Genomic DNA, 23,300 nt, shown 5'->3' with positions numbered 1-23,300 from the left:
GCCATGCCCGCCTATTCCTTCGAAGCCATCGATGCCAGCGGCCAGTCGCGCGAAGGCGTGCTCGAGGCCGACACCGCGCGCAGCGCCCGCAGCCTGCTGCGCGCGCAGGCGCTCATTCCGCTGTCGGTCACGCCGGTCGGCAGCAGCCACGTCAACGGCACCGGCAATGGCGGCCTACGCCGCTGGCTGGGCGGCGGCGCCAGGATCTTCAGCTCCACCGGCCTCGCGGTCTGGACGCGCCAGCTCGCGGGCCTCGTGTCCTCCGGCCTGCCGCTCGAACGCGCGCTGACCGCGCTCACCGACGAGGCCGAAACCGAGCCGCAGCGCAACCTGGTCGCCTCGCTGCGGGCCGAAGTCAACGCGGGCTCGCCCTTCGCACGCGCACTCGCGGCCCATCCACGCGAGTTCTCGCCCATCTACACCGCCGTGATCGGCGCGGGCGAGCAAAGCGGCAACCTCGGCCTCGTGCTCGACCGGCTCGCCGACGATCTCGAAGAGCGGCAGGCACTGCAGCAGAAGCTCATCGGCGCCGCGCTCTACCCGGCCATCGTCACTCTCGTGGCGATCGTGATCGTGATCTTCCTCGTGAGCTACGTGGTGCCGCAGGTGGCGCAGGTGTTTGCGGGCACCAAGCGCTCGCTGCCCTTCCTCACCACCGTCATGCTGTCGCTGAGCGCGGCGGTGCGCAACTACGGCTGGTGGATGCTGGGCGGCGTGGTGTTTGCCGCCATCGCCGCGCGATTGGCATTGGCACAGGAGGCCTTCCGCCTGAAGTTCGACGCTGCCTGGCTGCGGCTGCCGCTGGTCGGCAAGCTCGCGCGCGGCTACAACGCGGCGCGCTTTGCCAGCACGCTGGCCATGCTGGCCACCGCCGGCGTGCCGATCCTGCGCGCGCTGCAGGCGGCATCCGAAACGCTGGGCAACCGCGCCATGCGCGCCGATGCGCTCGATGCGCTGGTGCTGGTGCGCGAAGGCGCGCCGCTGGCCTCGGCGCTGGCGCAGAAAAAACGCTTTCCCGGGCTGGTCTCGATGTTCGCGCGGCTGGGCGAGCAGACCGGCACGCTGCCGCTGATGCTGCAGCGCGCGGCCAACCAGCTGGGCGCCGAAGTGCAGCGCCGCGCCATGCACCTGGCCACCATCCTGGAGCCGCTGCTGATCGTGGCCATGGGCGGCGTGGTGATGCTCATTGTGCTGGCCGTGATGCTGCCTATCATCCAGCTCAACCAGTTCGTCAAGTAAGTCCGCCAGGAAGCACTGCACGCCATGCCCGTCACGCTCGAAGACAAGCTCGTGGTCGCGATCTCGTCGCGCGCGCTGTTCAACCTCGAAGAAGAGAACAGGATCTTCGAGGCCGGCGACAACGAGGGCTACATGAAGCTGCAGCTCGACCGCATCGACGTGCCGGCCGCGCCGGGCATCGCGTACTCGCTGATCCGCAAGCTGCTGCGCTTCAACGACGACGGCGTGCAGCGCGTCGAGGTGGTCATTCTTTCGCGCAACGACCCGGTCTCGGGCATGCGCATCTTCCGCTCGAGCGCGGCGGCCGACATCAAGCTGCAGCGCGGCGTGTTCACCCAGGGGCGCCCGCCCTTCGGCTACCTGCGGCCGCTGCGTGCGCACCTGTTCCTGTCGGTCAATGCGCAGGACGTGCGCGAAGCGCTGGGCGCGGGCTTTCCGGCCGCGCGCGTGCTGGTCGAATCGGTGAAGGCCAGCGATGCCTGGCCCAACGAAGTGCGCATTGCCTTCGACGGCGATGCGGTGCTGTTCAGCGACGAGGCCGAGCGCGTGTTCCAGGCCGAGGGCCTCGATGCCTTCCAGGCGCACGAACTCAGCAAGGCCGACCTGCCGCTGCCCGAAGGGCCCTTCAAGCCGCTGCTGACGGCGCTGCACCGCCTGCAGATGGCGGGCAACGCGCAGATGCGCATCCGCACCGCGCTGGTCACCGCGCGCAGCGCCCCGGCGCACGAGCGCGCGATCCGCACGCTCATGAAGTGGAACATCCGCGTCGACGAGGCGATGTTCCTCGGCGGCCTTCCGAAGGGCGAGTTCCTGCGCGAGTTCGAACCCGATTTCTTCTTCGACGACCAGACCGGCCACGTCGATGCCGCGGCACGCCACGTGCCCGCGGGCCACGTCTCCAGCGGCATCAGCAACGAGCGCTGAGCGCTCCCGCGGCGCGCCCTGCGCCGCTGCCTTGTCATCGCTCGTTCATGGCGATGTAACGCGATCTCCCTAGTCTTGCGGCCTGTCCGCTGCGCGGTGCTTCGCGATGCTTTCCGGCGTCGCGTCTTCGAGCCCGCACAGCTTTTTTTTCGACGCTCTGCTTCCGAGCGCCCACGCAACGACGACTCCCGAGGAATCCCCCATGCGACTTTCATCCCTGCCTGCGCGGCTCGTTCCCGCACTGATCCTGGCCTGCACCCTTTCCGCCTGCGGCGGCGGCAACGGCGGTGGCGGCGGCTTCTTCGGCGGCCTGCCGGGCGTGGGAACTCCGACGCCGACCACGCCCACCACGCCGCCGCCCGACACCGGCGTGAAGCCCGAGATGCGCTGCGCACCCTGAACGCCACGAAACGCCAGAACAACACCATGACCTCACGCCGCAGCTTCCTCACAGCCACCGCCACCACCGGCGCCGCCGCGCTCGCACTCTCGGCCTTCCCGCCGAGCATCCGCCGCGCGCTCGCCATTCCCGCCAACAACAAGACCGGCACCATCAAGGACGTCGAGCACATCGTCATCCTGATGCAGGAGAACCGTTCGTTCGACCAGTACTTCGGCACGCTCATGGGCATACGGGGCTTTGGCGACCGCTTCACCATTCCGCTGCCCAACGGGCGCAGCGTGTGGCAGCAACTGGACGACACCGGCAAGGAAGTGCTGCCCTACCACCTCGACGGCTCGAAGGGCAATGCGCAACGCGTGGCCGGCACGCCGCACAGCTGGAGCGACGGCCAGGATGCGTGGGCCGGCGGGCGCATGCATGAATGGGTGAAGTACAAGAAAACCAAGACGGCGCCTTTCACCCAATCGATGGGCTACCTCCAAGAGGCGGAACTGCCCTTCCAGTTTGCGTTGGCCAACGCCTTCACGCTCTGCGACGCATACCACTGCAGCATGCACACCGGCACCAATTCGAACCGCATGTTCCTCTGGACCGGCACCAACGGCCCCACGGGCGCGAACGTGGCCACGGTCAACAACGAATGGGACGGTATCGACAGCTCCGCCAACGGCTACAGCTGGAAGACCTACCCCGAGCGCCTGCAGGAAGCCAAGGTCAGCTGGATCGTCTACCAGAACATGCCCGACAACTTCACCGACAACTCGCTGGCCGGCTTCAAGCAGTACCGGCTGGCCAACGAAGCCTCCGGCAAGCCAGTGAGTGGCAGCGCGATCTCGCCCGCCTACGACCCGGCCAGCGACGACGCCGGCAATCCGCTCTACAAGGGCATTGCCAACACCATGCCCGACGGCGGCTTTCTCGAGCAGTTCCGCCAGGACATCAAGAACGGCAAGCTGCCCCAGGTGTCTTGGATCGTCGCGCCCGCGGCCTATTCCGAACACCCCGGCCCTTCGAGCCCGGTGCAGGGCGCCTGGTACATCCAGGAAACGCTCGATGCGCTCACCGCCGTGCCAGAGGTGTGGAGCAAGACCGTGCTCTTCATCAACTTCGACGAGAACGACGGCTACTTCGACCACGTCCCTTCGCCGGCCGCACCGTCGATCAACGCCGACGGCACGCCCGCGGGCAAGACCACGCTGCCGGTGAAAGCGCTCGCGCCCGAATACTTCAACCATCCGAATCCGCCCGGCACCACCGACCAGCCGCCGCCCGACGGCCGCGTCTACGGCCCCGGCGTGCGCGTGCCGATGTATGTGGTGTCGCCCTGGAGCCGCGGCGGCTGGGTCAACTCGCAGGCCTTCGACCACACCTCGGTGCTGCGCTTCATCGAGGCGCGCTTCGGGGTGAAGGAGACCAACATCAGCGATTTCCGCCGCGCGGTGTGCGGCGATCTCACGAGTGCCTTCAACTTCGTGTCGCCCAACAACGAAGCGCTGCCCACACTCGCAGGTCGAAAAACCAAGGCGCAGGCCGACCAGTTGCGCACAGATCAACAGGCACTTTCGCAGGTGCCGTTTCCGGCGCTTCCGCAACTGCCGCTTCAAGCCAAAGGCACGCGCCCTTCGCGCGCGCTGCCCTACGAGCTGCACACGAGCGCCCGCATCGATGCCATCGGCGGAAAAGTCCAACTGCTGTTTGCCAACACCGGCACGGCTGCCGCAGTGTTCCACGTGTACGACAAGCTCAATCTCGACCGCCTGCCGCGCCGCTACATGGTCGAGCCCGGCAAGACGCTCGACGACACCTGGAACGCGATGCGCGACGACAGCGGCTTCTACGACCTGTGGGTGCTGGGGCCCAACGGCTTTCACCGCCACTTCAAGGGCGACCTGAACGCCCTTCGCGCCGGCGACGTCGCCGTGCCCGAGGTGCGCGTGTGCTACGACATCGCCAATGGCAACGTGTACCTGGAGATGCTCAATGGCGGCAAGAACGCCTGCAAGTTCACCGTGCGCGCCAAGGCCTACCGAACCGACGGCCCGTGGACCGCAACGGTGGCGGGCGGCGCCAAGGCCGAGCTGCACTGGGACCTGGCCAGCAGCGGCGCCTGGTACGACTTCGCCGTGACCTGCGATGCGGACACCAGCTTCGTACGCCGCTTTGCCGGCCGCGTTGAAACCGGCAAGCACTCGGTGAGTGACCCCGCCATGGGCCTGGCCGACCTGTGAGGCTGCACGCGCAATGAACTCACGCCGCAGATTTCTTACAGGCGCTGCCACCACGGGCGCCGCGGCGCTCGCGCTCTCGGCCTTTCCGCCGAGCATTCGCCGCGCGCTGGCCATTCCCGCCAACAACAAGACCGGCACCATCCAGGACGTCGAGCACATCGTCATCCTGATGCAGGAGAACCGTTCGTTCGACCACTACTTCGGCACGCTCATGGGCGTGCGCGGCTTCGGCGACCGGTTCACCATTCCGCTGCCCAAGGGGTTGAACGTGTGGCAGCAGACCGACGCCAGCGGAAAGCTGGTGCTGCCCTATCACCTAGACAGCCGCAAGGGCAACGCACAGCGCGACGGCGGCACGCCCCACGACTGGGCCGACAGCCAGAACGCCTGGGACGGCGGCCGCATGTACCAGTGGCCGCGCTACAAGACCAGCAAGGCCATGGGCTACCACAAGGAGGCGGAGATCCCGTTCCAGTTTGCGCTGGCCAACGCCTTCACGCTCTGCGATGCGTACCACTGCAGCATGCACACCGGCACCGACGCGAACCGGGCCTTCCACCTCACCGGCACCAACGGTGCGACCGCCGCCGGCACCGCCTTTGTCACCAATGAGTGGGACTGGATCGACGGGCGCCCCGAGTCGGTGAACACCGGCTACACATGGAAGACCTATGCCGAGCGCCTGGAAGACGCGGGCGTGCGCTGGATCAGCTACCAGAACATGCCCGACGAATGGGGTGACAACATGCTGGGTGCCTTCCGGCAGTTCCGCCAGGCGAACCTCGATTCGGGCTTTCCCGTGTCCAGCGGCGGCAAGCCGAACACGCCTTATGCCAATACGGGCCAGCCGCTGCCCTACCGCGCCTACGACCCAGCCACCGACGACGCGAAGAGCCCGCTCTACAAGGGCGTGGCCAACACGCTGCCGGGCACCCGGCCCGAGGACTACCTCGACGCCTTCAGGCGCGACATCCGCGAAGGCAAGCTGCCCCAGGTGTGCTGGATGAATGCGCCTTCGATCTACTGCGAGCACCCGGGCCCGTCGAGCCCGGTGCAAGGCGCATGGTTTCTGCAAGAGGTGCTGGATGCGCTCACGGCCGTGCCCGAGGTGTGGAGCAAGACTGTGCTGCTCGTGAACTTCGACGAGAACGACGGCTACTTCGACCACCTGCCCTCGCCTTCGGCGCCTTCGCCCGTCGGCGACGGCACCTTTGCCGGCAAGACCACGCTGCCCGATGCGGACCTGGCCCCCGAATATTTCACCCAGGCGGCGCCGCCCGGCAGCACCAAGCAGCCTGCGCCCGACGGGCGTGTCTACGGCCCCGGACCGCGCGTACCGATGTACGTGATCTCGCCATGGAGCCGCGGCGGCTGGGTCAACTCGCAGGCCTTCGACCACACGTCGGTGATCCGCTTCATCGAAGCGCGCTTCGGCGTGAAGGAGCCCAACATCGGTGCCTTCCGGCGCACGGTGTGCGGCGACCTCACCAGCGCCTTCAACTTTGCCAACCCGAACGACGAGCCTTTGCCCACGCTGGCGGGCCGCAGCACCCGCGACCAGGCCGACCAGCTTCGGCTGAGCCAGGAGGCGCTGGGCCAGGTACCGCTGCCTATCGACCCGCAGCTGCCGCGCCAGCCGACCGGCACGCGCCCCTCGCGCGCGCTGCCCTACGAGCTGCATGCCAGCGCGCGCGTCGATGCGGCGGCCGGCACGGTGCAATTGCTGTTCTCGAACACGGGCAAGGCGGGTGCGGTGTTCCACGTGTACGACAAGCTCAACCTCGGCCGCCTGCCGCGCCGCTACACGGTGGAAGCCGGCAAGACGCTCGACGACACCTGGAATGCGGCCATCGACAACAGCGGCTTCTACGACCTGTGGGTGCTCGGCCCCAACGGCTTTCACCGCCACTTCAAGGGCAATCTCGACGCGCTGCGCACGAGCGGCGCGATCCCTGAAGTGCGGGTGTGCTACGACATTGCCAATGGCAATGTCTACCTCGACATGCGCAACGGCGGAACAAAGAGCTGCAAGTTCACGGTGAGCGCCAAGGCTTATCGCAACGACGGCCCTTGGATTGCGACGGTCGATGGCAGCGCTGCGGCCGAACAGCATTGGGAGCTTGCCACCAGCGGCCAGTGGTATGACTTCGCGGTCAGCTGCGATGCCGACCCCGGCTACCTGCGCCGCTTTGCCGGCCGCGTGGAAACCGGAAAGCACACCGTGAGCGATCCGGCGATGGGCCTGTCAGATCTCTGAGGGGTCCTCGCACCGCAGCAGCGCGGGCCCTTGCGCGCTACGCCGCAGCGGTGCGAAGCCGCAGATGCCGGACCCTGAACAGCAGCATCGCCGCGATGCTGACGTTCAGCAGGTTCCAGCCGATGCCGTTGAGGAACGCCGCGTGGTAGCTGCCGGTCAGGTCGAACACCTTGCCCGACATCCAGCCGCCCAGCGCCATGCCGAACAGCGTGAACATCAGCACCGTGCCCACGCGCGCGCCGGCTTCCTCGGGCGGAAAGTGCTCGCGCACGATGATCGCGTAGGACGGCACGATGCCGCCCTGGAACAGCCCGAACAGCGCCGAGATCAGATAGAGCGACACCAGCCCGTCGAACGGCAGGAACAGCAGCAGCGCCACGCACTGCAGCGCGCCGCCCAGCAGCAGCGTGCGCAGCCCGCCAATGCGGTCGCAGATCGCGCCCGACACCAGCCGGCTCACCACGCCGAAGCCCAGCATCAGCGACAGCATCTGCGCGCCCTGCGCCGCGCCGTAGCCGAGGTCGCCGCAGTAGGCCACGATGTGCACCTGCGGCATGGCCATGGCCACGCAGCAGGCCACGCCCGCCACGCACAGCAGGCCCTGGGCCGTGCCCATGCCGAGGCCGAAGGGCCGCGTCATGTCGCGCCGCAGCACGGCCTGGCCCGCATGGCTGGCCGGCGCCGCGGCCACTGCCGGCGGCCGCGCACGGAAGAAGAGCGCGAGCGCCGCCATCGCGAGGCCGCAGAAAAGGCCCATGCCGATGTAGGTCTGGCGCCAGCCGACCGTCTCGATGAAGTGCTGCGCGATCGGCGGCCAGATGGCGCCCGCCACATAGTTGCCGCTCGCGCACACCGCCACCGCGATGCCGCGCCGCTTGACGAACCAGAGCGAGGTGTCCGCCACCAGCGGCGCAAAGGCCGCGGCGCTGCCGAGCAGGCCGACCAGCACGGCCTGCGCCGCGATGAAGGACACGATGCCGTTCGCCATGCCGCAAGCGACGTAGCCCACGCCAAGGCTCAGCGCGCCGATCAGCAAAGGCCACATCACGCCGAAGCGATCGGCCAGCCGGCCCATCAGCACGCCGCCCACGCCGAAGCCGATCATCAGCAGCGTGTAGGGCAGAGAGGCATCGGCGCGCGCAACGCCGAACTCGGCCTGCACGGCGGGCAGCATCACCGAGACCACGTACATGCCGCTGCTGCCGACCGTCATGACCAGCAGCGTGAGACCGAGCCGCAGCACGGCGTAGCGCGAATCCGCCTCGTGGGCGTTTGTCTCGAATGTCTTCATTGTTTTTTTGCTCCGCTTCGAGGATACCCCTCGGCGCGAATACGCGAAGGCGAGCGCGCGCAATGGCCGGCGGCGCGTGGCCGCCTGCGTGCCCGATGGCGAATCAGCCCGCGGACGGGACCGGCATCACGACATCCGCCGAAGCCTTCGGCACCGGCACGCCGGGCTTGGGCTTGTTGTCGCAGCCGGCCGCCACCAGGCCGATGCAGAGCAGAAGAACAAGGACTGTGCTTCTCATGCGGCGGATGCTATGCCCGCCTTCATGCAAGTCAAGTCGGACGCCGCGCCGACCGCGCCGTGCGGCGGCATGGCGCCTCATGGGGTTGGTCATGCCGGTGTCATTGCGGTGCGCGAAGCTGGCAGGTCCATGACACTCGACCTCGCCGAAATCGCCCGCCTGTTCGCCGAACGCGGCGGGGTCGCGTATGCGGGCGAGCCGGTGTCGCAGCTCGAGCATGCGCTGCAGTGCGCATGGCTTGCCGAGCAGGCCGGCGCGGGCGATGCGCTGGTCACGGCCTCGCTGCTGCACGACCTCGGCCACCTGCTGATCGCCGAGCACCAACAGCTTTCGCGCTCGCCCACCGAACTGGGCATCGACGACCGCCACCAGTACATCGCCATGCCTCTCTTGCGCGGCGTCTTTGGCGCCGAGGTGCGCGAGCCGATCCGGCTGCATGTGGACGCCAAGCGCTATCTCTGCGCGACACGGCCCGGCTATTTCTCGCGGCTCTCGCCCGATTCGGTGCGCAGCCTCGCGCTGCAGGGCGGCGTGATGGACGGCGGCGCGGCGCAGCGCTTTGCCGACCAGCGCTGGGCCAACGATGCGGTGCGGCTGCGACTGTGGGACGAGGAGGCGAAGGTGCAGGGGCGCGAGACGCCGCCGCTCAAGCACTTCCTGGAAGCAGCGGCACGGGTCATGCTGCGCTGAGCACTTTGCAGGGCGCCGGGCCGGTTCAGGCCCGCTTAAGGAACATTTGACTACCATCGTTTCCTCACGATGTCCGGCGCACCCGCGCCCAGCGAGGAAACCTGCATGTCTTTATCCGTCACGGCGCGCGCCGCCACGTTCGCCCAGGTAGTGAAGCGCGTCTTCGCGCTTGCGGCGCCCTACTTCCGCTCCGAGGAGAAATGGCGCGCCCGCACGATGCTGCTGGGCATCGTCGCGCTGAACCTGTTCTACGTGTACGTGGCCGTGCTGGGCAACCAGTGGTACGGGCGCTTCTACGATGCGCTGCAGAACAAGGATTCGGTGGTCTTCTGGCGCGAGGTGGGCGTCTTCGGCTGGATCGCCTTCTTCAACATCGCGGTGCAGGTGCTCAAGTTCTATGTGACGCAGCTGCTGCAGCTGCGCTGGCGCACCTGGATGACGCGCGACTATCTGTCGCGCTGGATGGCCGACCGCACCTTCTATCACCTTGAGCTTGCGCGCTATGCCAACAACGAGGGCCAGACGCCGGACAACCCCGACCAGCGGATCCAGGAAGACATGCAGATGTTCACCGACTACACGATGACGCTGTCGATGGGCCTCCTGAACGCCGTGGTCACGCTGGTGAGCTTCGTGGGCATCCTGTGGGGACTGTCCGGCAGCTTCGCGTTCTCGATGGGCGGCAGCAGCTACCAGATCGCGGGTGCCATGGTCTGGCTGGCGGTGGCCTACTGCGTGGTGGGCACGGCCATCACGCACTTCATCGGCCGCCCGCTCATTGGCACCAACTTCCGGCAGCAGCGCTTCGAGGCCGACTTCCGGCACCACCTGGTGCGGGTGCGCGAATACAGCGAGGCGATTGCGCTGGACAAGGGCGAGAAGGTCGAGCACGGCCAGCTCGACCTGCGCTTCGGCAGCGTGCTGCGCAACTACCTGGTGCTCATCAAGCAGCAGAAGAACCTGATCACCTTCACCTCGTTCTTCGGCCAGGCCGCGGTGATCTTCCCGTTCCTGGTGGCCGCGCCGCGCTTCTTCAGCGGCGCCATCCAGCTCGGCCAGTTGATGCAGATCTCGTCGGCCTTCGGCAAGGTGCAGGATTCGCTCAGCTGGTTCGTCGACAACTACGACCGCGTGGCCGTCTGGCGCGCAACCACCGACCGCCTCACCAGCTTCGACGATGCGATGCGCGCACATGCTGCGCAGAGCCAGGCGCTCGAGCGCGACGGCACCGCGCCCGCGCTGCAGACCGGCGACCTCACGGTGGCGCTGCCCAACGGCACTTCGCTGCTCGCAGGCGCGGCGCTGGCGGTCCAGCCGGGCGACAGTGTGCTGCTGCAGGGGCCGTCAGGCAGCGGCAAGTCGACCCTGTTCCGCACCTTTGCCGGCATCTGGCCGTTCGCACGCGGCCATGTGAAGGTGCCCGAGGGCGCGGTGTTCATGCCGCAGCGGCCCTACGTGCCGGACGGCACCCTGCGCAATGCGCTGACCTATCCGAATCCGGCCGAGAACTACAGCGATGCCGAGCTGCGCCAGGCGCTGGCCGACGCGCTGCTGCCCAACCTGGTGAGCCGCCTCGACGACAGCGATGCCTGGAGCCAGAAGCTTTCGGGCGGCGAGCAGCAGCGGCTGTCCATCGCACGCGTGCTGCTGAAGAAGCCGTCATGGCTCTTTGCCGACGAGATCACCAGCGCGCTCGACGCCGAGGCCGAGGGCGTGCTCTACAAGCGGCTCTCCGACCGGGTGAAGGCCGCGGGCGGCGCCATGGTGTCGATTGCGCACCGCGCGGCGGTCGGTGACTTCCACAACCAGCGCTGGACACTGGTGCCCCAGGCCGAAGGCGCACCCGCGGGCGGCGCACGCTACCGGCTGGAGACTGCGGCTACCTAGGCCTCTTGGGGGCGCGAGGCGTAGCGCTCCCAGCCCTTCTTGCGCAGGTCGCAGGCGGGGCACTCGCCGCAGCCATAGCCCCAGGCCTGGCGATGCTCGCGGTCACCAAGGTAGCAGGTGTGGGTTTCTTCCACGATCAGGTCGACCAGCGGCTCGCCGCCCAGGCGGTGCGCCATCTGCCAGGTCTCGGCCTTGTCGATCCACATCAGCGGCGTCTCGATGACCAGGCGGCGCTCCAGCCCGAGCGAGAGCGCGAGCTGCATGGCCTTCATGGTGTCGTCGCGGCAGTCGGGGTAGCCCGAGAAGTCGGTCTCGCAGACGCCGGTGACGATCACCTGCAGCCCGCGCCGGTAGGCCAGCGCGCCGGCCAGCGTGAGGAACAGCAGGTTGCGCCCGGGCACGAAGGTGTTGGGCAGGCCGTCGGCCTGCATTTCGAAGGCGACTTCCTCGGTGAGCGAGGAGCCGCCGAGCTGGGCCAGCGCGGCCAGCGTGAGCACGTGGTCTTCGCCCAGGCGTGGCGCCCAGTCGGGGAAGCGCTCGCGCATCTTCGCGAGGATGGTGCCGCGCACGTCGAGCTCGACACGGTGCCGCTGGCCATAGTCGAAGCCCAGCGTCTCGACGCGCTGGTACCTGGAAAGCGCGTCCGCGAGGCAGGTGGTCGAATCCTGGCCGCCGGAGAACAGGACGAGGGCGGTGGTGTGCAGGGGCATGTCCGTCTCTTGAAAACCGCGATTTTCGCAGCCTTGGCGGCGCAGCGTGGCGCCGCCCCAACAGCCGGGGCCGTCCGGCCCCGCCGATGCACCACCAAAGTGCTATCTCGGGCAGAATCCGCGCGATTCGAAGGAGAGGCACCGCTCAACATGCGCGAACAAGGGTCGATCCACGGCCCCGACGATTACCTGGAGACCCGCAATTTCGCAGCGCTCGATGGGCTGCGGGCGGTGGCCGTCTTCCTTGTTTTCGGGTTCCACTTCGGCGGGCCGCGCTGGGACAAGTTCTCGGGCTGGCTCGGCGTGCATGCCTTCTTCGTGCTCTCCGGCTTCCTGATCACCACGCTGCTGCTGCGCGAGCGCGATGCCACGGGCAGGGTGTCGCTCAAGGCGTTCTACATCCGGCGCGCGGCCCGGATCCTGCCTCTTTATTTTCTCGTCTACCTGGTGGTACTCGGGCTGAGCTATCTCGCCCAGGGCGCGGCCTGGGAGCAGATGAAGGCGGCCACGCCCTACTACCTCACGCTGCTGAACGAGTTTGCCGGCTTCGCGCCGCTGCAGATGACCTGGACCCTGGGCATCGAGTGGAAGTACTACCTGGTGTGGCCGGCGCTGTTCGCGCTGTTCGGTTCCACCGCCGCCTCGCGCTTCGGAACCGCCGCGTGCAGCCTCGCGCTGCTGGTTGCCGTCTGGATGACGGGCGCCCACCCGGCCGGATTCTCGCCCTGGCACTACCTTGGAATGCTGGTGGGCTCGATGGTGGCAATGGCAATGCACACGCGCCGGACCTTCGCATGGATGCGCATCTTCATGACGCAGGCGGCCGCCATCGCCATTGCGCTGGCCCTGTTCCTGGTGCACCGCAAGTCGCTCGCGATCAGCGCCCGCTTCGGCGAGCCGCAGCTCATCGCGTTGTACGTGGTGCTGGTGGGCCTGTGGCTGCCTTCGCTGGTTGCGGCGAACAGCTGGCTGCGCAGGCTTCTTTCGTCGCGCTTCATGCTGTTCGTGGGGCGCCGCTCGTACGCGATGTACCTGGTGCAGTACCTGGCGGCGCAGGCCGTGATCGGCATCTCGCCCACCACGGTGGCGGGGGCGACGCTGCTGTTCGCGTCCTTTGGCGTGGCGCTGGTTGCCTCCGACTTTCTCTACCGCCGGTTCGAGAAGCCGATCACCGACTGGGGCCACCGGCAGGCCCGGGCGGCCACCCAGCCGGCACCCGCATCGCCGGCCGCGCCGGGCGGGGCTGCGTCGGCCTGAACGCGCGGCGGCCTAGAGAAAGCGCTCCAGCAGCTTGCGCGAGGCGCGGTCGAGCGCCTTCACGTCGGGAATGCGGAACTGCACGCCGTGCGCGCTGGCAATCAGCAGTGCACCGCCGTCGAGCCGGCGGATGTCTTCCTCGGCCTTGAGCACGAAGCTGGTGTCGCCGCGGTCGGTGCTCACGGTCCAGGTGCTGGGCACGCCGAAGCTCGACACGCCATGCAGCTTCAGCAGCGTGGGCGCGAAGTCGCGCACCGCGAGCTCCTGTTCGAGCAGCGCGCGCGTCTGCGCAGGCAGCGCTTCGATGCGGTCGATCCAGACCAGTTCGCGGCCCTCGCTGCCGACCAGCGACACGCCCTCGCCGGGCGCGCTGAGCGGAAAGGCGCGCACGGGCGTCACGCCCACGTGGCGCTCGCCCTCGGCATCGGTCAGCACCAGGCGGCCGAAGGCGTCGCGCTCGAGATCGAAAGTGGGAATGGTGTCGCTCATCATGCGTCTCCGGCGGGGTGGGCCGCATGGCTGATGGCCAGCGGCAGCTGCGCGCCGGCGCGTTCTTCGACAGCGCCTTCGCTCGCATCTTCGTCAGCCTGGCGCAACTGCGCCTGGTAGAGCCGCCAGTAGGCGCCCTGCTTCGCCATCAGGGTGTCGTGCGGACCGACCTCGACCACCTCGCCGCGGTCCATGACCACCAGCCGGTCGGCCTTGCGCAGCGTCGAGAGGCGGTGCGCAATGGCGATGGTGGTGCGGCCCTGCACGAGGTTGTCGAGTGCCTTCTGGATTTCCTTCTCGGTCTCGGTGTCGACGGCCGAGGTGGCCTCGTCGAGGATCAGGATGCGCGGGTCGATGAGCAGCGCGCGCGCAATGCTGATGCGCTGCCGCTCGCCGCCCGACAGGCCCTGGCCGCGCTCGCCCACCAGCGAGTCGTAGCCGTGCGGCAGGCGCAGGATGAAGTCGTGCGCATGCGCAGCCCGCGCGGCGGCCACCACTTCGGCGCGCGTGGCGTCGGGCTTGCCGTAGGCGATGTTCTGCGCGATGGTGCCGAAAAAGAGGAACGGCTCCTGCAGCACCAGCCCGACGTGGCGCCGGTAGTCGGCCACGGCAAAGCGGCGGATGTCGGTGCCGTCGACCTTGATGGCGCCGTCGGTCACGTCGTAGAAGCGGCAGATCAGATTGACCAGCGTGCTCTTGCCCGAGCCGCTGTGGCCCACCAGGCCGATCATCTCGCCAGGCTCGATGGTCAGGTCGAGGTCGTGGATCACGGCGCGCGAACCGTAGCGAAAGCCCAGCCCGCTCATCTCGATGCGGCCCTGCACGCGCTCGATCTTCACCGGGTTGGCGGGCTCGGGCACGTTGCTCACGTGGTCGAGGATGTCGAAGATGCGCTTGGCGCCGGCCGCCGCCTTCTGCGTCACCGAGACGATGCGGCTCATCGAGTCGAGCCGCGTGTAGAAGCGGCCGATGTAGGCAATGAAGGCCGTGAGCACGCCCACCGTGATGCTGCCGCGCGCCACCTGCCAGATGCCGAAGCCCCAGACCACGAGCAGGCCGATCTCGGTCAGCAGCGAGACGGTGGGCGTGAACAGCGACCAGGTGCGGTTGAGCTTGTCGTTGACCTGCAGGTTGTAGGCGTTGGCCACGCGGAAGCGCTCGGCTTCGCGGCGCTCCTGCGCAAAGGCCTTGACCACGCGGATGCCCGGGATGGTGTCGGCCAGCACGTTGGTCACCTCGGACCACACGCGGTCGATCTTCTCGAAGCCGGTGCGCAGCCGGTCGCGCACCACGTGGATCATCCAGGCGATGAAGGGCAGCGGCACCAGCGTGACCACCGCCAGCAGCGGGTTGATGGAGACCAGGATGACCGCGGTCATCACGATCATCAGGACGTCGTTCGCAAAGTCGAGCGCATGCAGCGACAGGAACACGTTGATGCGGTCGGTTTCCGAGCCGATGCGCGCCATCAGGTCGCCGGTGCGCTTGCCGCCGAAATAGTCGAGCGGGAGCGTGAGCAGATGCTCGTAGGTGGTGGTGCGCAGGTCGGCGCCGATGCGCTCCGACACCAGCGCCAGCAGGTAGGTGCGCGCCCAGCCCAGGCCCCAGCCGACCAGCGCCGCGCCCAGCAGACCGCTCAGGTAGAGCCCGACGCGCGCCGGGTCGATCTTCTGCCCGTTCTGGAACGGGATCAGGATGTCGTCCATCAGCGGGATGGTCAGGTAGGGCGGCACCAGCGTCGCGGCCGTGGAGATCAGCGTCAGCACGAAGCCCGCGATCAGCTGCTTGCGGTAGGGCTTGGCGAAGCGGCCCAGCCGCAGCAGCACCCAGGTCGAGGGCGGCGTCTGGAGCTCGGCGTCGGGCGAGGCCAGGTCGTCGCCGTCGGGCTCGGCTGTCGCCTCGGCGACAGTGCCGTTCTCGCGCTGGCCGAAGAGCTTGAGCAGCCGCAGCGCGGCCGGCTGGCTCGCCAGCGTGTAGCGCCAGCGCGCAAGGCGGCCTTCGGCGCCCATCAGGTCGAGCGTTCCAACGCCCGAATGGTCGCTCAGATGAAGGCGGAGCGATGAATCCGATAGTGTCCACTCACACCACTGGCCATCCGGTTGCAGCGCCAGCAGCCGCCGGTCGGTGAGGGCCACGAACCCAAAGGTAAACAGAAGTTCATCGTCAAGGTCAACCGGCAGTGTGACCAGAACGTTTTCCGCGGCTGCGAGCCGGCTTTTCAGCGCGTCTGAGGCCGCCTCGGTTTCGCCCTCCCGGGTGCCGACTGGATCGTGATGTTGCATTGTGTTTCTTTGACTCTTGCCCGTCGCGGGCCGCAGGGACCGCGCCATGGCGTCCTTTGTCGGGCGCCGATTCTGACCGATTGCCATGGGCGCGCTTGAAGGCGCCGCGGTGCTCGGCCAAAGCACATCGAACGTTTGCATGACCCGTTTCGACGACATCCGCCTGCTGCGCATCAACTATTTGCGCGGTCCCAACCTCTGGACCTACCGGCCCGTGCTGGAAGTCTGGCTCGACCTGGGCCAGTTGGAAGACTATCCCTCCAACAAGATCGACGGCTTCACCGACCGGCTCACGGCGCTGCTGCCGGCGCTCATCGAGCACCACTGCGGCGTGGGCGAGCGCGGCGGCTTCATCCAGCGGCTGACCGAAGGCACCTGGTCGGGCCATGTGCTCGAGCACGTGGTGATCGAGCTGCTGAACCTGGCCGGCATGCCGACCGGCTTCGGGCAAACCCGCAGCACCTCGGAGCACGGCGTCTACCGCATGGTGTTCCGCGCGCGCGACGAGCAGGTGGCCCGCGTGGCGCTGGCCCAGGGCCACCGCCTGCTGATGGCGGCCATCAACAACGACCCGTTCACCGCCGATGACGTGCAGAAGGCGGTCGAAGCGGTCAAGGCCAAGGTCGAGGACTGCTACCTGGGCCCGAGCACCGCGGCCATCGTGTCCGCCGCCACCGACCGCGGCGTTCCGCACATCCGGCTCAACAGCGGCAACCTGGTGCAACTGGGCTACGGCGCCAACCAGCAGCGCATCTGGACCGCCGAGACCGACTACACCAGCGCCATCGGCGAATCGATCGCAAGCGACAAGGAGCTCACCAAGTCGCTGCTCGCGAGCTGCGGCGTGCCGGTGCCCGAGGGCCAGGTGGTGGCCAGCGCCGAGGAAGCCTGGGAAGCCGCCGAGGACATCGGCCTGCCGGTGGTCGTGAAGCCGTCGGACGCCAACCACGGCCGCGGCGTGTCGCTCGAATTGACCACGCGCGAGGAAGTCATGGCCGCCTTCGCCGTGGCCGAGCCCGAAGGCAGCGACGTGATGGTCGAGCGCTTCATCCGCGGCCACGAACACCGCCTGCTGGTGGTGGGCGGCGAGGTGGTGGCGGCCGCGCGCGGCGAGATCATCACCGTGACCGGCGACGGCAAGAGCACCGTGGCCGAGCTGATCGACAAGCAGCTCAACAGCGATCCGCGCCGCGGCGCCGAAGAGGAATATCCGCTCGACCTGATCGTGCTGGACACCGACGCCAAGCTGCAGCTCGAACTCAAGCGCCAGGAGCTCGACGGCGCCTCGGTGCCGGCGGCCGGCCGCGTGGTCACGATCCAGCGCAACGGCAACATGGCCAACGACTGCACCGACCAGGTCCACCCTGAAGTCGCGCATGCCGCCGTGCTGGCCGCACGCGTGGTGGGCCTGGACATCGCGGGCATCGACCTGGTCGCGCAGGACATCGGCAAGCCGCTCGGACCGCAGCGCGGCGCCATCGTCGAAGTGAATGCCGGCCCCGGCCTCCTGATGCACCTGAAGCCGGCCGTCGGCTCGCCGCGCCCGGTGGGCCGCGCGATCTGCGACCACCTGTTCCCGGGCGATGCGCCGGGCCGCATCCCCGTGATCGGCGTGGCCGGCTCGCGCGACACCGCGGTGCTCGCGCGCCTGGTCGCCTGGCTCATCAACCTGGGCGGGCGCCACACGGGCCTGGCCTGCCGCGACGGCCTGTTCCTGGAGCGCCGCCGCGTCGATGCGCGCGACAGCGCCAACTGGGACGCCGGCCGCCGCCTGCTGGTGAACCGCGCGGTGGAAGCCGTGGTGATCGAGAACGGCGCCGAGACCATCCTGCGCGACGGCCTGGCCTACGACCGTTGCGAGATCGGCATCGTGACCGACCTCGAAGGCGCCGAGGCGCTCGCCGACTACGACATCACCGAGAGCGACCAGATGGTCAAGGTGCTGCGCACGCAGGTCGACGTGGTGCTGGGCGAAGGCACCGCGGTGCTCAACGCGGGCGATCCGCGCGTCGCGGGCCTGGCGCCGCTGTGCGACGGTGCCGTCATTCTCTATGCGGCCGACCCGCAGGCCGCCGCGCTCACCGCGCACCAGGCCGCCGGCGGCAAGGCCGTGCTGGTGCGGCAGGACCGCGTCGTGCTGGCCAACGGCAGCAGCGAATCCTTCCTGCCCGGCCTTGGCCGGCTGACCGTCTGGCGCGCCACGCACGTGGGCGTGAGCCTGGAGAGCCTGCTGGCCGCGGTGGCCGCGGCCTGGGCGCTGGGCATTCCGCTGAACCTCATCGGCGCCGGCGTCGAGGCCTTCGAGGCCGACCTGCAGGCGGCGCTGGCCTCGCTGCAGCTTTCGCAGACGCAGCCGCTTTCGTCCCCCCAACTGCAACTCGCCTGAAGCGCACCGCCGCCCCATGAAAGTCACCCGTATCCGCGCCTTGCGCGGCCCCAACCTCTGGAGCCGCCACACCGCCATCGAAGCGGTGGTTGCCTGCGAAGGCGACGAGAATGCCATCAGCCGCCTGCCGGGCTTCGAAGCACGGCTGCGCGCGCTGTTCCCCACCATCGGCGAGCTGCATCCGATGGTGCTGGGCCAGCCGATGGCCGTGGCGCACGTGCTCGAGAACGCCGCCGTGGCGCTGCAGGCCCAGGCCGGCTGCGCGGTCAACTTCGGCCACACCTCGCCCACCGTGGAAGACGGCGTCTACCAGGTCGTGTTCCAGTACAGCGAAGAAGCCGTGGGCCGCCGCGCCATCGAACTGGCCGAACAGCTGATCGCGGCCGCGCAGGCCGACACCGCATTCGACGCCGCCGCCGCCATCACCGAGCTGCGCGACCTCGACGAGTCCGAGCGCCTCGGCCCGAGCACCGGCTCCATCGTCGATGCCGCCGTGGCGCGCGGCATTCCCTACCGCCGGCTCACCAGCGGCAGCCTGGTGCAGTTCGGCTGGGGTTCCAGGCAGCGGCGCATCCAGGCGGCCGAGGTCGACAGCACCAGCGGCGTGGCCGAATCGATCGCGCAGGACAAGGAACTCACCAAGCAGCTGCTCAACGCCGCCGGCGTGCCGGTGCCGCTCGGCCGGCCGGTCGCGGATGCGCAAGACGGCTGGGCCGCCGCCATGGAAATCGGCCTGCCCGTGGTGGTGAAGCCGCAGGACGGCAACCAGGGCAAGGGCGTCACGGTCAACATCACGACCCAGGAGCAGCTCACGGCCGCCTACGACTCGGCCTGCGCGTATGGCGAAGTCATGGTCGAAAAGTTCCTGCCCGGCTTCGACTTCCGCCTGCTGGTGGTGGGCGACCGCCTGGTGGCCGCCGCGCGGCGCGATCCGCCGCACGTGATCGGCGACGGCAGCGCCACGGTGCGCCAGCTGATCGACGCAGTGAACCTCGACCCGCGCCGCGGCGAAGGCCACGCCACCTCGCTCACCAAGATCCGCCTGGACGACATCGCCATCGGCCGCCTCGAGGCCCAGGGCCTCACGCCCGACAGCGTGCCCTCGCGCGGCCAGCGCGTGGTGCTGCGCAACAACGCCAACCTGTCCACCGGCGGCACCGCCACCGACGTGACCGACACCGTGCACCCCGAAGTGGCCGCGCGCGCGGTCGATGCGGCGCAGATGGTCGGGCTGCACATCTGCGGCGTCGACATGGTCTGCGAGAACGTGCTGCGCCCGCTCGAGGAACAGCACGGCGGCGTGGTCGAGGTCAATGCCGCGCCCGGCCTGCGCATGCACATCTCGCCCTCGTTCGGCCGCGGCCGCGCAGTGGGCGAGGCCGTCATGGACACGCTCTTCGCGCACGGCGACGACGGCCGCATTCCGGTGGTGGCCGTGACCGGCACCAACGGCAAGACCACCACGGCACGCCTCATCAACCACCTGCTCTCGTCGAGCGGCCTGCGCACCGGCATGACCAACACCGACGGCGTGTACGTCGACGGCCGCCAGACCGACAGCGGCGACTGCAGCGGCCCCAAGAGCGCGCGCAACGTGCTCATGCACCCCGACGTGGATGCGGCCGTGTTCGAAGTGGCGCGCGGCGGCGTGCTGCGCGAAGGCCTCGGCTTCGACCGCTGCCAGGTGGCCGTGGTCACCAACATCGGCAGCGGCGACCACCTGGGCCTGAACTACATCACCACCGTCGAAGACCTCGCGGTGCTCAAGCGCGTGATCGTGCGCAACGTCGCGCCCGATGGCTACGCGGTGCTCAATGCCGCCGACGTCAACGTCGCCGCCATGGCCGCCGGCTGCCCGGGCCACGTGATCTTCTTCACCGCCGACCGCCAGCACCCCGTGATGGCCACGCACCGCGCGCAGGGCAAGCGCACCGTCTACGTCGACCAGGACACGCTGGTCGCGGCCGAAGGCTCCTGGCGCGAGCGCATCGCGCTGCGCGACGTGCCCATCACGCGGGGCGGCACCATCGGCTTCCAGGTCGACAACGTGATGGCGGCCGTGGCCGCCGCGTGGGCCGTGGGCCTCGACTGGGACACCATCCGCAGCGGCCTCGCGAGCTTCCTGAACGACGCGGCCGGCGTGCCGGGACGCTTCAACGTCATGGACTACCGCGGCGCCACGGTGATCGCCGACTATGGCCACAACACCGATGCCATGCGTGCGCTGGTCTCGGCCGTGGACACCATGCCGGCCAACAAGCGCTCGGTGGTGATCAGCGGCGCGGGCGACCGGCGCGATTCCGACATCCGCGACCAGACCGCCATCCTCGGCCAGGCCTTCGACGACGTGATCCTCTACCAGGACGCGGCCCAGCGCGGCCGCGCCGACGGCGAGGTGATGGCACTGCTGCGCCAGGGCCTGCAGGGCGCGGCGCGCACGCGCTACATCGACGAGATCCGCGGCGAGTTCGTCGCCATCGACACCGCGCTTGCGCGGCTGCAGCCGGGCGACCTGTCGCTGATCCTGGTCGACCAGGTCGAGGAAGCGCTCGCGCACCTCGCGCAGCGCATCGCGGCGGGCTGACACACACGCCCCGGGGCCGGCCACGCCGGCCCATGCCGGACACGTCCCACACGCAGGGGCGAGTCCGGCCGGGTCTGCTGTCTGTGCCGTCCCACACCCTGCAAGGGATGCACCGGACCACACTGCGTGTCCGGTCGCGCTTTCGGAGGGCGCGCCCTAACCAGGAGCACCCGATGACAACAACAGTTCGTTCCACCTTTTGTGCTGCCGCGCTTCTTGCAGCAAGCGGTCTGCTTTTTTCCGGCGCATCGTTCGCGCAGGCGCCCGGCACGGCCGCGCGTGCGCAGCAGGAGCGCGCCACCTGCGACGGCGTGCAGCAGGACCGCGCGGCGTGCCTGCGCGAAGCCGGCGCCGCGCGCCAGGAAGCGGGACGCAACGGCCTCACGAGCGCCAGCCCCGGACGCTACGACGCCAATGCGATGGCGCGCTGCCGCGAACAGCCTGCGGCCGACCGCGCCGACTGCGAGGCCCGCCTGCAGGGCGGCGCACGCACCAGCACCGAAGGCAGCGTGATGGGCGGCGGCGTCATCCGCGAGACAGTGACGCCACTGCCGGCGCAACCGGCCGCACCCGCGCGCTGACCGGCATGAGCCGCGAGGAACCCGATGCGGCTCGCCTTGTCCAACAGTTTCGTGTTTCAGGTCACTCCAAGGAGCACCCCATGAACAGCACCACCCGTTCGATGATTGCCGCCCTGATTGCCGTGGGCGGCCTGGCCGCCGCCACCTCGGCCTCGGCCCAGCCGCGCCGCGGCGACTCCACCTACCAGCAGGAACTCGCGGTCTGTGGACACAACCAGCAGGACCGCGCGGCCTGCATCCGCGAGGCCGGCGCCGCACGCCAGGAAGCTGCGCGCGGCGGCTTGACCAGCGCGCCCGACTACCGGCGCAATGCGCTCGCGCGCTGCGGGCTCCAGCCCCCGGCCGACCGCGCCGACTGCGAAGCCCGCGTGCTGGGCGGCAGCGGCAATACCCGCGGCAATGTGGATGGCAGCGTGATGGGCGGCGGCGTGATCCGCGAATCGGTCACCACCGTCGTCATGCCGGCACCCGCCGCGGCGATACCGGCGCCGATGCCCGCGCCTTCGCGGGTTCCGCCACCGGCCATTGCGCCCATCGCACCGATGGAGCCGGTGCCGATGCCGGCTCCCATGCCGGCGCCGATGCGCTGAAGCTCGCTGCCCAGCGGCGTCCCCGTCGCCCGCCCGAGCCGGGCGGCGGCGGATGCATGCACCACGCCCGTCACGGGCAATGACCTTTGTTTGTCACACGACTGTCATAAAGAGCGGCGGCATGCTAGCTATAGTTCGCGGTCTCTGCCTACCGAGGAACACTATCCCATGAATGCCATCAAGGTCGCTCGCCGATTCATAGAAACGGACCCGGCCAACGAGTCGGCCAAGATCCTGGCGCAGCTCGTGTTGGCGCTCGAATCCGAACGCAGCTTCGAACTGGTCACGCTCTACAGCCTCGACTACAAGAGCTTCGAGCTCGCCATGGACATCCTGAAGGAATGGCGGCTCGACCGCTACTACGCGAGCAAGTCCAAGCTGTTCGACCTGTCCTTGCAAGTGAGCGAGCTCGAGAAGAGCTGAGCCCCAAGCTGCCGGGTGCGCCGCGCGCTCAGACCAGCATCCCTCCGGAAGCTTCGATGCGCTGGGCATTCACCCAGCGATTGCCCTCCCCCAGCAAGCCCGCGATCGCTCCGCCGATATCGTCGGGCTGGCCCGCGCGTCCCAGCGCGGTGAAACCGGCCACCATCGCGTTCACCTGCGGGTTGTCACGCACCATGCCTCCACTGAAGTCGGTTTCGATCGCACCCGGCGCGATCGTGTTGGCCGTAATGCCGCGCGCGCCGAGTTCCTTCGCGAGGTAGCGCGTGAGCGTTTCCACGCCGCCCTTCATCGCGGCATAGGCGGACGCACCGGCCATCGAAAACCGGGTGAGCCCCGACGACACGTTGACGATGCGTCCGCCGTCGTTGATGAGCGGCAGCAGTTTCTGCGTGAGGAAGTACGGGCCCTTCAAGTGCAGGTTGAAGAGCATGTCGAACTGGGCTTCCGTGGTGTCCTCGAAGTTCGCGTGCAGGCCCACGCCGGCGTTGTTCACCAGGAAGTCGAAGCGCTCGCGCTGCCAGGTGGCAGCCAGCGCCGCCTTCACCGAATCCGCGAATGCGGCGAAGGTCGTGCTGTCCCCGACGTCGAGCCTGAGGGCGACGGCGCGGCGCCCCTCCGCCTCGATCTGCGCCACCACCGCCTGCGCGCTGGCGTCGTTCGACACGTAGGTGAGGATCACGTCGACGCCATCGGCGGCGAGCGCCAGCGCGGCGCTGCGGCCGAGGCCGCGGCTGCCGCCGGTAATGAGGGCGATGCGGGATGGGTCGGCGGTTGTGGAAGCTGTCATTTCAAAGTCCTTGGTGGGTTGATCGGCGAGTCG

At 68.8% G+C, this 23,300-nt stretch carries 19 protein-coding genes; 13 read left to right on the top strand and 6 right to left on the bottom strand.

Annotated elements, in window-relative coordinates; all coding sequences use genetic code 11:
- The first annotated feature begins 3 nt into the window (after positions 1 to 3).
- The 5 genes from gspF (at position 4) to EJO66_RS19050 (ending at position 7,051) form a co-directional block, all read left to right on the top strand.
- Positions 4 to 1,239: a type II secretion system inner membrane protein GspF gene (gene gspF, locus EJO66_RS19070; protein ID WP_124960938.1), complete on the top strand. Its 1,236-nt coding sequence runs from the start codon at positions 4 to 6 to the stop codon at positions 1,237 to 1,239.
- Positions 1,240 to 1,263: 24 nt separating this feature from the next.
- Entirely contained in the window at positions 1,264 to 2,163 is a 900-nt protein-coding gene (locus EJO66_RS19065) for a 5'-nucleotidase (RefSeq protein ID WP_012746219.1), read from the top strand.
- Positions 2,164 to 2,365: 202 nt separating this feature from the next.
- Positions 2,366 to 2,563, top strand: coding sequence for a hypothetical protein (locus EJO66_RS19060; protein ID WP_124960937.1), 198 nt, complete (start codon positions 2,366 to 2,368; stop codon positions 2,561 to 2,563).
- Positions 2,564 to 2,589: 26 nt separating this feature from the next.
- Positions 2,590 to 4,794 (top strand): phosphocholine-specific phospholipase C, encoded by a 2,205-nt coding sequence (locus tag EJO66_RS19055; RefSeq protein ID WP_124960936.1) that lies wholly within the window; start codon positions 2,590 to 2,592, stop codon positions 4,792 to 4,794.
- Positions 4,795 to 4,807: 13 nt separating this feature from the next.
- Positions 4,808 to 7,051 (top strand): phosphocholine-specific phospholipase C, encoded by a 2,244-nt coding sequence (locus EJO66_RS19050; protein ID WP_125965788.1) that lies wholly within the window; start codon positions 4,808 to 4,810, stop codon positions 7,049 to 7,051.
- 37 nt (positions 7,052 to 7,088) lie between these two features.
- Here EJO66_RS19050 and EJO66_RS19045 read toward each other — a convergent pair whose 3' ends face one another.
- Together EJO66_RS19045 and EJO66_RS33215 are read right to left on the bottom strand one after the other, a co-directional pair.
- On the bottom strand, positions 7,089 to 8,342 hold the full coding sequence (locus tag EJO66_RS19045; protein WP_125965787.1) for an MFS transporter: 1,254 nt from the start codon (positions 8,340 to 8,342) through the stop codon (positions 7,089 to 7,091).
- A gap of 103 nt (positions 8,343 to 8,445) precedes the next feature.
- A complete protein-coding gene (locus EJO66_RS33215) occupies positions 8,446 to 8,580 on the bottom strand; it encodes a hypothetical protein (RefSeq protein WP_276311982.1) in 135 nt (44 codons plus the stop codon).
- A gap of 129 nt (positions 8,581 to 8,709) precedes the next feature.
- On the opposite strand from EJO66_RS33215, the gene EJO66_RS19040 reads away from it, so the two are divergent.
- Positions 8,710 to 9,270, top strand: coding sequence for a phosphonate degradation HD-domain oxygenase (locus EJO66_RS19040; RefSeq protein WP_124960933.1), 561 nt, complete (start codon positions 8,710 to 8,712; stop codon positions 9,268 to 9,270).
- A gap of 105 nt (positions 9,271 to 9,375) precedes the next feature.
- Positions 9,376 to 11,157 carry an ABC transporter ATP-binding protein/permease gene (locus tag EJO66_RS19035; RefSeq protein WP_124960932.1) on the top strand — a complete coding sequence of 594 codons (1,782 nt, stop codon included), beginning with the start codon at positions 9,376 to 9,378 and terminating at the stop codon, positions 11,155 to 11,157.
- Here EJO66_RS19035 and queC read toward each other — a convergent pair.
- Positions 11,154 to 11,867, bottom strand: a complete 714-nt coding sequence (queC, locus tag EJO66_RS19030; protein WP_124960931.1) for a 7-cyano-7-deazaguanine synthase QueC — start codon at positions 11,865 to 11,867, stop codon at positions 11,154 to 11,156. The two genes, EJO66_RS19035 and queC, sit on opposite strands and share 4 nt — an antisense overlap.
- A gap of 150 nt (positions 11,868 to 12,017) precedes the next feature.
- Between queC and EJO66_RS19025 the strand changes: the two genes are divergently transcribed.
- Complete coding sequence (locus EJO66_RS19025; protein ID WP_125965786.1) at positions 12,018 to 13,124, top strand: acyltransferase family protein; 1,107 nt, start codon at positions 12,018 to 12,020, stop codon at positions 13,122 to 13,124.
- A 12-nt stretch (positions 13,125 to 13,136) separates the two neighbouring features.
- Here the strand turns inward: EJO66_RS19025 and EJO66_RS19020 are convergent, their stop codons facing one another.
- Both EJO66_RS19020 and EJO66_RS19015 read right to left on the bottom strand, forming a co-directional pair.
- Complete coding sequence (locus tag EJO66_RS19020; protein ID WP_124960929.1) at positions 13,137 to 13,613, bottom strand: cyanophycin metabolism-associated DUF1854 family protein; 477 nt, start codon at positions 13,611 to 13,613, stop codon at positions 13,137 to 13,139.
- Positions 13,613 to 15,895, bottom strand: a complete 2,283-nt coding sequence (locus EJO66_RS19015) for a cyanophycin metabolism-associated ABC transporter (RefSeq protein WP_125965785.1) — start codon at positions 15,893 to 15,895, stop codon at positions 13,613 to 13,615. The genes EJO66_RS19020 and EJO66_RS19015 overlap by 1 nt, the downstream gene beginning before the upstream one ends.
- A gap of 139 nt (positions 15,896 to 16,034) precedes the next feature.
- On the opposite strand from EJO66_RS19015, the gene EJO66_RS19010 reads away from it, so the two are divergent.
- The 5 genes from EJO66_RS19010 to EJO66_RS18990 all read left to right on the top strand — a co-directional run bounded on the left by EJO66_RS19010 (position 16,035) and on the right by EJO66_RS18990 (position 22,459).
- On the top strand, positions 16,035 to 18,281 hold the full coding sequence (locus EJO66_RS19010; RefSeq protein ID WP_223262413.1) for a cyanophycin synthetase: 2,247 nt from the start codon (positions 16,035 to 16,037) through the stop codon (positions 18,279 to 18,281).
- A 16-nt stretch (positions 18,282 to 18,297) separates the two neighbouring features.
- Positions 18,298 to 20,865, top strand: coding sequence for a cyanophycin synthetase (cphA, locus tag EJO66_RS19005; RefSeq protein ID WP_124960926.1), 2,568 nt, complete (start codon positions 18,298 to 18,300; stop codon positions 20,863 to 20,865).
- A gap of 173 nt (positions 20,866 to 21,038) precedes the next feature.
- Entirely contained in the window at positions 21,039 to 21,446 is a 408-nt protein-coding gene (locus tag EJO66_RS19000) for a hypothetical protein (RefSeq protein WP_124960925.1), read from the top strand.
- Between the two features lie 80 nt (positions 21,447 to 21,526).
- Positions 21,527 to 22,036 (top strand): hypothetical protein, encoded by a 510-nt coding sequence (locus tag EJO66_RS18995; RefSeq protein WP_124960924.1) that lies wholly within the window; start codon positions 21,527 to 21,529, stop codon positions 22,034 to 22,036.
- Between the two features lie 168 nt (positions 22,037 to 22,204).
- A complete protein-coding gene (locus EJO66_RS18990) occupies positions 22,205 to 22,459 on the top strand; it encodes a hypothetical protein (protein ID WP_012746204.1) in 255 nt (84 codons plus the stop codon).
- A 28-nt stretch (positions 22,460 to 22,487) separates the two neighbouring features.
- On the opposite strand, the gene EJO66_RS18985 is transcribed toward EJO66_RS18990, so the two are convergent.
- Complete coding sequence (locus EJO66_RS18985) at positions 22,488 to 23,267, bottom strand: SDR family NAD(P)-dependent oxidoreductase (protein ID WP_124960923.1); 780 nt, start codon at positions 23,265 to 23,267, stop codon at positions 22,488 to 22,490.
- Positions 23,268 to 23,300 lie beyond the last annotated feature (33 nt).

This window comes from Variovorax beijingensis, assembly GCF_003951285.1.
GTDB lineage: Bacteria > Pseudomonadota > Gammaproteobacteria > Burkholderiales > Burkholderiaceae_C > Variovorax > Variovorax beijingensis.
This window is presented reverse-complemented; position numbering and strand designations above follow the sequence as displayed.

Bases quoted from the DNA above. Each gene is read 5' to 3' on its own strand.
- EJO66_RS19020 (WP_124960929.1), bottom strand. From the start codon at position 13,613: ATGAGCGACACCATTCCCACTTTCGATCTCGAGCGCGACGCCTTCGGC.
- EJO66_RS19060 (WP_124960937.1), top strand. From the start codon at position 2,366: ATGCGACTTTCATCCCTGCCTGCGCGGCTCGTTCCCGCACTGATCCTG.
- EJO66_RS19040 (WP_124960933.1), top strand. From the start codon at position 8,710: ATGACACTCGACCTCGCCGAAATCGCCCGCCTGTTCGCCGAACGCGGC.
- EJO66_RS19035 (WP_124960932.1), top strand. From the start codon at position 9,376: ATGTCTTTATCCGTCACGGCGCGCGCCGCCACGTTCGCCCAGGTAGTG.
- EJO66_RS19045 (WP_125965787.1), bottom strand. From the start codon at position 8,342: ATGAAGACATTCGAGACAAACGCCCACGAGGCGGATTCGCGCTACGCC.
- EJO66_RS19015 (WP_125965785.1), bottom strand. From the start codon at position 15,895: ATGCAACATCACGATCCAGTCGGCACCCGGGAGGGCGAAACCGAGGCG.
- cphA (WP_124960926.1), top strand. From the start codon at position 18,298: ATGAAAGTCACCCGTATCCGCGCCTTGCGCGGCCCCAACCTCTGGAGC.
- EJO66_RS19065 (WP_012746219.1), top strand. From the start codon at position 1,264: ATGCCCGTCACGCTCGAAGACAAGCTCGTGGTCGCGATCTCGTCGCGC.
- EJO66_RS18995 (WP_124960924.1), top strand. From the start codon at position 21,527: ATGAACAGCACCACCCGTTCGATGATTGCCGCCCTGATTGCCGTGGGC.
- EJO66_RS33215 (WP_276311982.1), bottom strand. From the start codon at position 8,580: ATGAGAAGCACAGTCCTTGTTCTTCTGCTCTGCATCGGCCTGGTGGCG.
- queC (WP_124960931.1), bottom strand. From the start codon at position 11,867: ATGCCCCTGCACACCACCGCCCTCGTCCTGTTCTCCGGCGGCCAGGAT.
- EJO66_RS19010 (WP_223262413.1), top strand. From the start codon at position 16,035: ATGACCCGTTTCGACGACATCCGCCTGCTGCGCATCAACTATTTGCGC.
- gspF (WP_124960938.1), top strand. From the start codon at position 4: ATGCCCGCCTATTCCTTCGAAGCCATCGATGCCAGCGGCCAGTCGCGC.
- EJO66_RS19025 (WP_125965786.1), top strand. From the start codon at position 12,018: ATGCGCGAACAAGGGTCGATCCACGGCCCCGACGATTACCTGGAGACC.
- EJO66_RS19050 (WP_125965788.1), top strand. From the start codon at position 4,808: ATGAACTCACGCCGCAGATTTCTTACAGGCGCTGCCACCACGGGCGCC.
- EJO66_RS18990 (WP_012746204.1), top strand. From the start codon at position 22,205: ATGAATGCCATCAAGGTCGCTCGCCGATTCATAGAAACGGACCCGGCC.
- EJO66_RS19000 (WP_124960925.1), top strand. From the start codon at position 21,039: ATGACAACAACAGTTCGTTCCACCTTTTGTGCTGCCGCGCTTCTTGCA.
- EJO66_RS18985 (WP_124960923.1), bottom strand. From the start codon at position 23,267: ATGACAGCTTCCACAACCGCCGACCCATCCCGCATCGCCCTCATTACC.
- EJO66_RS19055 (WP_124960936.1), top strand. From the start codon at position 2,590: ATGACCTCACGCCGCAGCTTCCTCACAGCCACCGCCACCACCGGCGCC.